This window comes from Myroides sp. DF42-4-2 (assembly GCF_030326445.1).
Taxonomy (GTDB): Bacteria; Bacteroidota; Bacteroidia; order Flavobacteriales; family Flavobacteriaceae; genus Flavobacterium.
The window spans coordinates 61,332-73,658 of record NZ_JACAKI010000011.1 but is presented as its reverse complement, the minus strand read 5'-3'; the positions used below and the strand labels follow the sequence as shown (position 1 = coordinate 73,658).

Annotated in this window: 8 protein-coding genes; 5 read left to right on the top strand and 3 right to left on the bottom strand. The window is 40.3% G+C overall.

Annotation, left to right across the window (positions count from 1 at the left end):
* The coding region (locus tag HX062_RS09715) for a phage tail-like protein (RefSeq protein WP_502888502.1) at positions 1–1,374 on the bottom strand (1,374 nt) is incomplete at its 3' end.
* A gap of 403 nt (positions 1,375–1,777) precedes the next feature.
* Here HX062_RS09715 and HX062_RS09710 point away from each other — a divergent pair.
* Positions 1,778–2,704, top strand: coding sequence for a PfkB family carbohydrate kinase (locus HX062_RS09710; protein ID WP_182628391.1), 927 nt, complete (start codon positions 1,778–1,780; stop codon positions 2,702–2,704).
* A 64-nt stretch (positions 2,705–2,768) separates the two neighbouring features.
* Positions 2,769–4,667 carry an amidophosphoribosyltransferase gene (locus HX062_RS09705; protein ID WP_286467252.1) on the top strand — a complete coding sequence of 633 codons (1,899 nt, stop codon included), beginning with the start codon at positions 2,769–2,771 and terminating at the stop codon, positions 4,665–4,667.
* Between the two features lie 57 nt (positions 4,668–4,724).
* Here the strand turns inward: HX062_RS09705 and HX062_RS09700 are convergent, their stop codons facing one another.
* The gene (locus HX062_RS09700) at positions 4,725–6,125 is read right to left on the bottom strand and encodes an SLC13 family permease (protein ID WP_286467251.1); all 1,401 of its coding nucleotides are present in this window, start codon (positions 6,123–6,125) and stop codon (positions 4,725–4,727) included.
* A gap of 178 nt (positions 6,126–6,303) precedes the next feature.
* A complete protein-coding gene (locus HX062_RS09695; protein WP_182628394.1) occupies positions 6,304–6,909 on the bottom strand; it encodes a superoxide dismutase in 606 nt (201 codons plus the stop codon).
* A 103-nt stretch (positions 6,910–7,012) separates the two neighbouring features.
* Between HX062_RS09695 and HX062_RS09690 the strand changes: the two genes are divergently transcribed.
* The 3 genes from HX062_RS09690 to HX062_RS09680 all read left to right on the top strand — a co-directional run.
* Positions 7,013–10,165 (top strand): UvrD-helicase domain-containing protein, encoded by a 3,153-nt coding sequence (locus HX062_RS09690; RefSeq protein WP_286467249.1) that lies wholly within the window; start codon positions 7,013–7,015, stop codon positions 10,163–10,165.
* 32 nt (positions 10,166–10,197) lie between these two features.
* Positions 10,198–11,391, top strand: coding sequence for a glycine C-acetyltransferase (kbl, locus tag HX062_RS09685; protein WP_286467248.1), 1,194 nt, complete (start codon positions 10,198–10,200; stop codon positions 11,389–11,391).
* Positions 11,392–11,500: 109 nt separating this feature from the next.
* The coding region (locus tag HX062_RS09680) for a thrombospondin type 3 repeat-containing protein (protein WP_286467247.1) at positions 11,501–12,327 on the top strand (827 nt) is incomplete at its 3' end.

Genomic DNA, 12,327 nt, shown 5'->3' with positions numbered 1-12,327 from the left:
GAAATCCGTTGGTGTTTTTCCAGCATTTTCAGGTAATGCCGCCCATAGGTCGTAAGCGGAAAGTCCGTCTGCTCCGGTATCTCCCTTTTCACCCTTTTCACCTTTAGTACTTGCAAGGAAATCAGTTGGTGTTTTTCCAGCATTTTCAGGTAATGCCGCCCATAGGTCGTAAGCGGAAAGTCCGTCTGCTCCGGTATCACCCTTTTCTCCTTTAGTACTTGCAAGGAAATCCGTTGGTGTTTTTCCTGCATTTTCAGGTAATGCCGCCCATAGGTCGTAAGCGGAAAGTCCGTCTGCTCCGGTATCACCTTTGTCACCTTTTTCTCCTTTTGTACTCGCAAGGAAATCCGCTGGTGTTTTTCCAGCATTTTCAGGTAGCGCTGCCCATAGGTCGTAAGCGGATTGTCCATCGACACCATCTTGTCCGCTTTCACCTTTTAAGCTAGCCAAAAAATCAGCTTGTGATTTGCCAGTGTTCGCTGGTAATGCTGCCCAGAGGTTGTATGCGGATTGCCCGTCGGCTCCGATATCTCCTCTATCCCCTTTATCTCCTTTGTCTCCTTTGTCTCCTTTGTCTCCTTTTGTACTCGCTAGAAAATCAATAAGTGTTTTTCCTGTATTTTCAGGCAGTGCCGCCCAAAGGTTGTAAGCGGATTGTCCATCGGCTCCGATATCCCCTTTATCTCCTTTATCCCCTTTGTCTCCTTTGTCTCCTTTTTCTCCTCTTATACTTGTTAGGAAATCTGCTGGTGTTTTTCCTGCATTTTCAGGTAGTGCTACCCATAGGTCGTAAGCGGATTGTCCATCGGCACCATCTCGTCCACTTTCACCTTTTAAACTAGCCAAAAAATCAGCTTGTGATTTACCACTATTCGCTGGTAGTGCTGCCCATAGTGCATAAGCAGATTGCCCATCAGCTCCCTTAATATTGTTCCACTGTTGAGTTTGGCTGTCAAACACCCAAATACCGTCCGCATTAACAACCATTTCTACGCCTATACCTGGGCCTCCTGCTGAGCCAGGGAGTCCAGGAGGACCTTGTTCTCCTGGTCTGCCCTCAAAGGTATAACGAGAAACATCGAGGTCAGTGATTAAACGCTGCCACCGGTCCTCGCTCCAATAGTAGTAGCCAGGGGTTACTTCGGCAGTTGTAGCTGTATTGTACAGCAATAAACTCTCAACATTTCCATGGGTTATGGTACTCGTGTCTTCAAGGCTCGTCAAAGCAACCTGAGGAATGAGAATTCCTTTATTGCTGCCCGCTACTGTTAATTCAGCGGATTTATTCGGGTGCTTTGTTCCTATACCTACTTGTGCTTGCGCCATATAGCCGCAAGACAACAAGGTTGTGATAAAAAGAATTTGTTTTTTCATATGACTGTTTTTTAAAAAGTAGTGTTTGGTTTGATTATTTTTCATTTGAAAAGTTAATAGTAGACCTAGAGCCTGACTATTCGACCTAACAAACCTAGATTTTAATATGTTAAAATTTGTTTGTTTACGCGCTGTATTTGTTAATTGAACTAAGGTTTAACAAAATTGACGCAAATGAAATAGCGCATGGAGGTTGTGGAGGTGCTATTTTTAAAATAACTAGACTAATTCGCACAATATGGTCCACATAATCGGTTGTGTTTTGTTGAATAAGTGAACGAAAGGACGATTTTTGTTGTGATGTAACGCTTTGGCTCTTAGTTAATTTTAGAATAAAGAAGATTAATTTTTGGTCTAAAAAGAGGAATACTATATATTTGCACCTTATTTCTTTTCCAAAAATATGAACAAGTTATTGATCGTCGGAACGATGGCGTTTGACAATATAGAAACACCATTCGGGAAAACGGACAAAGTATTAGGAGGTGCTGCTACATATATAGGATTGTCTGCCTCGCATTTCGAGGTAGAATCAGCCATCGTCTCCGTAGTAGGGGATGATTTTCCTGAAGAGTATTTAGCCTTGCTGCAAAGTAAGAAAATTGACACTACAGGTGTCGAAGTGGTAGCAGGAGGAAAAACTTTTTTTTGGAGTGGCAGATACCACAATGATTTAAATGCGAGGGATACTTTAGATACCCAATTAAATGTGTTGGCGGATTTTAAACCTGTTGTTCCAGCTAACTTTAAAAAAGCAGATGTGGTGATGTTGGGTAATTTGCATCCATCCATTCAACAATCAGTCTTGGCACAATTAGAACAAAAACCAAAACTAGTCGTGCTCGATACGATGAATTTTTGGATGAATTGTGCGTTAGCTGAATTGAAAGAGGTCCTGAAACAAGTCGATGTGATAACGATTAACGATGAAGAGGCCCGTCAGTTATCTGGGGAGTATTCGCTTGTGAAAGCAGCGGAAGTAATTCAGGAAATGGGACCAGCATATGTAGTCATCAAAAAAGGAGAACACGGAGCCCTGTTGTTCTCAGGGAAAGAGGTATTCTTTGCCCCTGCTTTACCTTTAAAAGAAGTATTCGACCCAACAGGAGCTGGGGATACCTTCGCAGGAGGATTTGTAGGGTATTTAACCGAAAGAGGTAGTATCTCTTTCCAATGTATGAAGAATGCCATTATTTTTGGATCTAATTTAGCTTCTTTCTGTGTAGAAGAATTCGGAACACAGCGCATGGAGCAACTGGAAGAAGCAGAAATGAAAAAAAGATTAATGCAATTTAAAATGTTAACTCAGTTCGACATTGAACTCAAATAAACATGCAACATACTAAGCCTCGTCGTGGGGCTTTTTTTAATGATAACACACAACACAACTAACTATGAGCGACGCACTACAACACGAATGTGGAATTGCTTTTTTACGATTAAAAAAGCCACTTTCCTTTTATAAAGAAAAATATGGCAGTACGTTCTTCCCCATTCAGAAGATGTACTTGTTGTTGGAAAAACAACACAATAGAGGACAAGATGGAGCAGGTATGGCGAGTATAAAACTCGATATGGATCCTGGGGAGCGCTATATTAGTCGTGTTCGTTCAAATAAAGCACAGCCAATTCAGGATATTTTTGCTCAAATCAACGGGCGTATCAATGCAGAAATGGAAGCACATCCAGAATATGCGGATGATGCCGAGTTGCAAAAGCAACATATTCCGTATTTAGGGGAAGTGTTTTTGGGTCATGTGCGTTATGGAACGTTTGGAAAAAACAGCATTGAAAGCGTTCATCCCTTTCTGCGTCAAAACAATTGGATGCACCGCAATTTGATTGTTGCTGGAAACTTTAACCTAACCAATGTTCGAGAATTGTTCGAAGATCTCGTTCGCCTCGGACAACATCCGAAAGAAATGTCAGATACCATTACGGTAATGGAAAAAATAGGGCACTTCTTAGATGATGAAATCGACGATTTATACTACCAAATAAAACAAGAGGGTTTTTCAAAAAAAGCAGCTTCACCAATTATTGGTGAGCGTTTGGATATTGCGCGTATCTTAAAAAGAGCGTCCAAAAATTGGGATGGTGGATTTACTATGGCTGGTATGTTGGGTCATGGAGATGCATTTGTCTTCCGTGATCCTGCGGGAATTCGCCCGGCATTCTACTATGAAAATGACGAACTTGTCGTAGTAGCTAGTGAACGTCCCGTGATTCAAACTGCTTTAAACGTGCCGTTTGAAGATATCAAAGAGTTGACGCCAGGACAAGCAATTATCGTAAAGAAAGATGCGAGTGTGCACTTTGAACAAATATTAGATCCTCTTCCATTAAAGGCGTGTTCGTTTGAGCGCGTGTATTTCTCAAGAGGAAATGATGCTGATATCTACCAAGAACGCAAAGACTTGGGGAAATTTATTTTTCCACAAGTGTTAGACGTAATTGAAGATGATACAGATAACTCCGTATTCTCTTATATTCCTAATACGTCTGAAACCTCTTTCTTTGGGATGATTGAAGGAGCACAAGACTTCTTGAACCAACGCAAGATTTCGGATATCTTGAAGAACAAAGAGGCCTTAACGGAGCAGAAATTACAAGAGATATTATCGGTTAAATTACGCACTGAAAAAATTGCTATCAAAGATGCAAAATTGCGTACGTTTATCACGGACGATAGCAGTCGTGATGATTTAGTGGCTCACGTGTATGACGTGACCTATGGCGTGATTAAGCCTACGGATAACTTAGTAATCATTGACGATAGTATCGTTCGTGGAACAACGTTGAAGAAGAGTATTATCCGCATGTTGGATCGCTTAAATCCGAAGCGTATTGTCGTGGTATCTGCCGCACCTCAAGTGCGTTACCCCGATTGCTATGGCATCGATATGGCTAAGTTAGAAGGGTTGATTGCCTTTCAAGCGGTCATCGAAATGCTAAAAGAACGCAATATGTACCATATTGTGGAAGAGGTATACCAAAAGTCAAAAGCACAAGTGGGCTTGAAAGACGATGAGGTTGTCAACTATGTAAAAGAAATTTACGCACCTTTTACTGATGAGGAAGTCTCCGCTAAGATTGCCCAAATGGTAACTGAGGAGGGGATTAAATCAGAAATCAAAATTGTGTTTCAATCCATTGAAAACCTACACAAAGCTTGTCCAAAAAACCTTGGAGATTGGTATTTTACTGGAGATTATCCTACAAAAGGAGGAAATCGCGTGGTAAACCGCGCCTTCATCAACTACTACGAAGGGAGAGACGAAAAACCGTATTAATAGCCTTTCATTTTCATATATAAGCACTGATCGAGAGATTGGTGCTTTTTTTGTTTCTCACCCCAACCAAAAAAAGTAAGCAACAATCGCGATAATAATCGCACAGAAAATATTGAGGATAAAACCAGCTTTCATCATGTCTTTTTGTTGTATATCGCCTGTACCGAAAACAATAGCATTGGGCGGTGTAGCAACGGGTAACATAAAAGCGCACGAAGCACCCAAACCGATGATCATGGATAACCCCAAGGGATGCATGCCTAGTTCTTGCGAAATTGAAAAGAAAATTGGAACTAAGAGTGCCGCACTTGCGGTATTGGAGGTAAATTCCGTCAAGAATACAATAAAGAAAGCTACGATTAAGCTAATGACAATGAAAGGGCTGTCGTGAATTACGGACACCAATAAATCGGCCATCACCTTACTAGCTCCAGACTCTTTGAGTACCATACTCAGCGTTAATCCCCCTCCAAAGAGCAACAGTACTCCCCAATCGACATTGTGCTGCAATTCTTTCCATCGCGACACTTGACTGATGCATATGAGGATAAATGCGCCTAAAGCAATAAAGGTGTCAAAGTTTTTGAAGCTACCTTCAAATCCCACCAAAGCAGCAAATAATGGATTTATTTGACTACTTAAAATCCAACAAACTGCGGTTAATAAAAAGATGGCAAGGGTGATCCAACGGTCAGTATTCATGGGTATTTCTTCCATTTGATGTTCAAATCTCAGGTTGAGTTTGGGCTTAAAGACAGCGTAAATCACGGCAATCATTAAAGGAAGCAAGATAATCACCATGGGGAATCCCATTTTTAACCATTCAGCAAAAGAAAGATTGAGCTGAGAAGCAACAATGGCATTGGGAGGACTTCCTACAATGGTTCCCATTCCACCAATACTAGCGCTATATGCAATTCCCAATAAAACAAAGACATAGGTATTTCGGTGTTGTGATTTGTCCAATTGACTTAGGATTCCCGTAACTAGAGGGAGCATCATCGCTACTGTGGCTGTATTGCTGATCCACATCGATAGAATAGCTGTCGCAAGGAACAAATAAAAGATCGCATGAGCTAATCGACCTTTGGCTAGATACATAATCTTACTAGCGATGATCAAGTCTAGCTTTTGGACGTGTAGGGCTCCGGCAAGCACAAATCCCCCAAGGAACAAAAAGATGTTGGGATCCGCAAAAGAGACAAGCGCTGGTTGAATATCCGTTAATCCCAAGCCAATAGCAAGAACGGGTACAAAAACAGCAGTCGTCGTTACGTGCAACGCTTCTGTTAACCATAAAACCGCGACAAAAGCAAGTAATGCTAACCCTTTGTTGACCTGTGGCTCATAAGGTAAAAAGTGAATTAATGCAAACAACATCAGTACACTCAATCCGATGATGAGGTAGTTTCGCTTGGATTTGTTTCTTAGCCCTTCAGGTTCGTAGTCTAGTTGCATGTGGAATAGATTAAGTAAAATAGATAGGGGAAATTACAAAAAAAAGGAGTAGGTAGGTGGTATAATAAAGTATAATATTAGAAGTAAAACTAGTGAATACATTTAATTTTTAAACAAAAAAAAGGGAAGTATCACGGATACTTCCCTTTTGCTATTAAAAGAGTGAACTCTTTATGTCTTATTTCGCTGCTGCATATCTCTTAGCAACTTCAGCCCAGTTGATTACGCTGAAGAAAGCAGCAATATAGTCAGGGCGTCTGTTTTGGTAGTTTAAGTAGTACGCATGTTCCCAAACGTCCATTCCTAAGATTGGTGTACCTCCACAAGCAACACCTGGCATAAGTGGGTTGTCTTGGTTTGGTGTACCACATACTTCCAATTTACCGTTTTTAACGCATAACCATGCCCAACCTGAACCAAATTGCGTAGCACCTGCTTTTGCGAAAGCTTCTTTGAAGTTAGCAAATGAACCGAAATCCTTAGCAATAGCGTCTGCTAATTCTCCTGTTGGTTCTCCACCACCATTCGGGCTCATTACTGTCCAAAACAAGTTGTGGTTGTAAAAACCTCCACCGTTGTTGCGAACTGCACCATTTGTCATATCAAGGTTTGCTAAAATCTCCTCGATTGTTTTTCCTTCTAATTCTGTACCAGCAATAGCTGCGTTTAAATTAGTTGTGTATGCATTGTGGTGTTTCGTATGGTGGATTTCCATTGTACGAGCGTCAATATGTGGTTCTAATGCGTCATACGCATAAGGTAATTGTGGTAATTCGAAAGCCATAATTCGTATTATTTAAAGATTAGTGTTATTTTTATTCAAATTTAGGGATTTTCTATGGAATATAAAAGATCTTAGGGGTTAATATAAGTTAAGGTATAATTTAATGGTTAGACAGGAAAGAGCTTCATTTTCAGTATATAACGCTTCAGCGGGTTCAGGGAAAACACATACATTAGTAAAAGAATATTTGAAAATTGTCTTAATGGATCGATCCGATGATGCGTATCGAAAAATTTTGGCGATTACCTTTACGAACAAAGCAGTAGCGGAGATGAAAAATAGAATTCTCTCCTGCCTGTATGCATTTGCACAGCAAGATACAGGGAAGAAGTTTCAGCCTATGTTGGACCAAATTGTTCAAGAAACGGGATTGAAAGAAGTGGTGATTAAGGAGAAGTCTGCGCGAATCATGAAGCACATTATCCATAATTATGCGGCTTTTGATATTTCGACCATTGATAAATTCACCCATAAAGTGATCCGTTCTTTTGCCTTTGATTTGAACTTACCCATGAGTTTTGAGGTGTCATTAGATTCGGATGAGCTCTTACAAGAAGCAGTGGATTCCGTTATTGCTAAGGCAGGAACCGATCAGGAATTGACCAAGGTGTTGATTGACTTTTCTATTGACAAAGCAGACAATGACAAAAGTTGGGATATAACGCGAGAATTAAAGGAAATGGGCGCGTTGTTGTTGAATGAAAACAACCGGGATGAGATCGCTTTGTTTGATCAGAAAACACTACAAGATTTTATAGGAACCCGTGATTATTTGCGCAAAAAGATAGAAGAGCTAACGCGAGATACACAACAAAGAGGACAAGATATTTGGGATTTGCTGATTGATAAGGGGGTGGATATGAAATCGTTTTCAAGGGGGACCTTTCCCAATCACCTATTGGCTATCATAAACGATACTGATAAAAGCACCCAGAGAAAGTATGTGGAATTTGACGAAATTGCCATTCTGAAAGCGGCTAAAGACAGAGATACGATTGAAGCTCTTTTGCCAGAAGTGCTCCAACAGTTGGCACATATCTATCAATTATTTGCCAAGCGCTTGTTTTATCAAGCCTTTCTAAAGAATATTACACCTTTGTCTCTCTTGAATATTTTGGGTATAGAAATGCAACATATACAAGAGGAGAAAAATATGTTGTCGATTAGTCAGTTTAATGCCATTATTCACAACGAAATTCAACACCAACCCGCTCCGTTTATATATGAGCGATTAGGCGAGCGTTACCGCCATTTTTTCATTGATGAGTTTCAGGATACTTCTGTGATGCAATGGGACAATTTGGTGCCCTTGATTGACAATGCGCTAGCAGGAGAAGATTTTGGAGTTAAGGGAACCCTGATGTTGGTGGGCGATCCCAAGCAATCCATTTATCGTTGGCGCGGGGGAAAAGCGGAGCAATTTATTGCGCTGAGTAAAGACGATAATCCCTTTTCCAATCCGGATAAAGAGGTGGTGGTTTTGGGGAAAAATTACCGCAGCTATGCCGAAGTGATTCATTTCAACAACAGTTTCTTTAAGGAGATTGCTCGTTTTTTTACCCAAGAGGATTACAAGAACATCTATGAGAACCAAAGTCACCAAGAAACAAATGCTAAAGAAGGCGGTTATGTGGAAGTGCAGTTTTTAGATGAACGATTAATCGATAAAGAAAATGAAGTAGACAAAGAGCGTTTGTATCTGGAAGCCACTTTAGCTGTTATCAATAAATGTAAAGCACAGGGGTTTTCGTATAGCGATATGGTGGTATTGACACGTAAACGCGCCCATGGAATTGCCTTAGCCAACTACTTAACGGAACAAGAAATTCCCATTCTTTCTTCGGACTCATTGTTGATTAGCCATGCTACGGAAGTGCGACTGATTATGGATGTGTTGCGCTATATCCGCAACAAGGAAGATAAGGAGTCTAAATCGTTGATGTTGTATTATATTGCAAGTAAGAGGGAGCAAGAAGCTGTTCACAATTTTATAGAAGAGGGCTTAGGGCATACCTCTGACGCTAGTTTAGAAACCTGGTTGGCATCTAAAGATATTTATATTTCATTCGATCAATGTCGGAAAAAATCGCTTTATGAAGCGGTAGAAATTATCGTTCGCGCGTTTTTTCCCGCTCAAGCGACAAGTTCCTATGTGTTGTATTTTATGGATATTGTGTTAGAACGAACCATCAAGAATCAATATGGCATTGGCGATTTTATCTTGTATTGGGAAGACAACAACCACAAGTTTAGTATTCCCACGCCTGAGGGGAAGAATGCCGTCCAGTTGATGACCATCCACAAATCTAAAGGGCTTGAGTTTCCCGTAGTTATTTTTCCGTTTGCGGAAGAGGATTACGACCGTTCCAATCGCGATAAATTGTGGGTAGAGTTTGACGAGGCAGACGCGGGAATTGAACTGCCTAAAGCGTTGGTCGATGCCAAGAGAGAAGTGAAAGAATATGGGGCGCTAGCAGAAGAGCTATACGCCCAAAAGGAGCAAGAGGAACTCTTAGACAATATCAATGTGCTATATGTCGCTTTGACTCGAGCGGAAGAACAGCTATATATTATAACTACACGTGATATGAAAGTAGATGGGGAGTATAAAAACAATATGTCTCGCTTTTTCATCCACTACTTGCGTCAGCAAGGATTGTATCAAGAAGAAGAGCTGGTATATGAATTTGGTCAGCCTCAGCGCTTGTCTGTGGCTAGCGTAGAAACGTTAGATCAAAATAAGCTAATCCGAAGCGTGGAATCTCTCTTTAATTTTAATGATATAAAGATTGCCGAACGCGAAGCCCTCATGTGGGATACCCAAGTGGGAGAAGCGATTGCTTATGGAAATATTACCCATAAGATTATGTCGTTTATTCATACAGATCAAGAGGTTGATGCAGCGATTGAGCGTGCGTTAGAGGAGGGACTTATCGTTGAAAGTGAAAAGGGAAACTTTAGAGGAGCAATCGACAAAATTATCAGCCACCCCGATTTGCGCGTGTTTTTCACTGGAGGAATTGTGTATAATGAGCGCATGATTATTGGGAAAGCGCAACACAATCTCATTCCCGATCGAGTGGTGATCCAAGGACAGCAGGCGTATTTGCTAGATTATAAAACAGGAAAGCCAGAAGAAAAGTACGTCAAGCAGTTGGAGAAATACGAAAAATCCCTCCTAGCTATGGGCTATGATGTGGTTAAAAAAGTTATTTTATATATGGGAGAGGATGATTTAAATATAATACATTTGTAAAAGAGTATAGTTAACGCTTAAAAAGAGTAAGTATGTACGGAAAAATTAAAGACCATTTACAACAAGAGTTGAAGTCAATTGAAGACAATGGTTTATTTAAAAAAGAGAGAATTATTACTTCGCCACAAGGAGCAGAAATTACAGTTTCTACAGGAGAAAAAGTATTGAATTTTTGTGCGAATAACTATTTAGGGCTATCCTCACATCCAGAGGTAGTGCAAGCGGCGAAAGACACGTTAGATACCCATGGTTTTGGGATGTCTTCTGTTCGATTTATCTGTGGAACACAAGATATTCACAAACAATTAGAAGCTACTATTGCTGATTTCTACGGCACAGAGGATACGATTTTATATGCAGCGGCATTTGATGCAAATGGAGGTGTTTTTGAACCTTTGTTGGGAGCAGAAGATGCTATTATTTCAGACAGTTTGAACCACGCGTCTATTATTGATGGTGTTCGTTTGTGTAAAGCTGCGCGTTACCGTTATGAGAATAACGATATGGCTGATTTGGAGCAACAGTTAATTAAGGCTAACGAAGCGGGACATCGCTTTAAAATTATCGTAACAGACGGGGTATTCTCTATGGATGGATTGGTAGCTCCTTTGGATAAGATCTGTGACTTAGCGGATAAATACGATGCCTTGGTCATGGTTGATGAGTGTCATGCAGCTGGATTTATTGGAGCAACAGGGAAAGGAACTTTAGAAGCGAAAAAAGTAATGGGACGCGTAGATATTATTACGGGAACTTTGGGAAAAGCTTTAGGTGGTGCCATGGGTGGATATACAACAGGTAAAAAAGAGATCATTGAGCTGTTGAGACAGCGCTCACGTCCTTATTTATTCTCCAATTCACTTGCGCCAATGATAGTAGGAGCTTCATTGAAAGTATTCGAATTATTGCAGAAAGACACCAAATTACGCGATCAATTAGAGTGGAATACCAATTATTTCAAAGCAGGAATGAAAAAAGCGGGCTTTGATTTTATCGATGGAGATTCGGCTATTGTGCCTGTTATGTTGTACGATGCGAAGCTGTCTCAGGAGATGGCTGACCGCTTATTACAGCATGGAGTTTATGTGATTGGATTCTTCTATCCTGTTGTACCTCAGGGGAAAGCGAGAATTAGAGTGCAGTTGTCTGCTGCACATACGCAAGCACATCTAGATCATGCGATTGCGGCCTTTACAACAGTAGGAAAAGAATTGAACGTGATTTAAATATTAACTTTTTTTAGTAAATCACAATAATTGTTAAGAATAAAATTTGTTAACTACACATATAATTGTATTTTTGTTTTAACATTACAATAAATAGAAAAATAAAGTTATGAAACATCTCAACAAATTAATTGCAGCGGCAATATTATGTGCGGGTCTTTCGACTCAGGCGCAAGATGCTGACCATCCGTGGGCTGTAACTATTGGTGCGAATGCTGTAAACACTAAAGTTAGTTCAGCTAAAGGGTTTTCACACAGAATGGGAGGTTATTTCCAAACGTCAGATTGGAACATTTTACCTTCAGTTTCTTACCTAAATGTATCAAGATACTTAGGTGATGGATTTTCATTAGGTGTTGTAGGATCAGTGAATAAAATTGATAAATTCATTTCCAAAGAGTCAGAAGGCTACTTCAAGTACAATCCTGGAGATTTATCATACTACGGAATTGATGCAGAAGTTAAGTATAGCTTCAAAGAAATTTTGAACACTAAAGTTGTTGATCCATTCGTATTAGTTGGAGGGGGATATACTTTTATGGGAGATGCAAGTACAGGAACTGTTAACGGAGGTTTAGGATTAAACATCTGGTTTACTGAAAACATTGCATTAACATTCCAATCAACGTATAAGCATTCATTTGACGATACAAGAACGCCAGATGTTGATGTGGCGAGCCACATGCAACACTTCGCAGGTATTCGTTTCCAATTTGGTGGAAAAGATACAGATGGAGATGGAATCTTAGATAAATACGATGAGTGTCCAGATGTTCCAGGATTAGCAGAATTCAACGGATGTCCTGATACAGACGGAGATGGTATTCCTGATCATTTAGATGAGTGTCCAGATGTTCCTGGATTAGCAGAATTCAACGGATGTCCTGATACAGACGGAGATGGTATTCCTGATCATTTAGATGAGTGTCCAGATGT

What these genes read in the sequence shown, in the direction of transcription:
- HX062_RS09710 (WP_182628391.1), top strand. Translation starts at nt 1,778, where the DNA reads ATGAACAAGTTATTGATCGTCGGAACGATGGCGTTTGACAATATAGAA.
- kbl (WP_286467248.1), top strand. Translation starts at nt 10,198, where the DNA reads ATGTACGGAAAAATTAAAGACCATTTACAACAAGAGTTGAAGTCAATT.
- HX062_RS09690 (WP_286467249.1), top strand. Translation starts at nt 7,013, where the DNA reads ATGGTTAGACAGGAAAGAGCTTCATTTTCAGTATATAACGCTTCAGCG.
- HX062_RS09700 (WP_286467251.1), bottom strand. Translation starts at nt 6,125, where the DNA reads ATGCAACTAGACTACGAACCTGAAGGGCTAAGAAACAAATCCAAGCGA.
- HX062_RS09705 (WP_286467252.1), top strand. Translation starts at nt 2,769, where the DNA reads ATGAGCGACGCACTACAACACGAATGTGGAATTGCTTTTTTACGATTA.
- HX062_RS09695 (WP_182628394.1), bottom strand. Translation starts at nt 6,909, where the DNA reads ATGGCTTTCGAATTACCACAATTACCTTATGCGTATGACGCATTAGAA.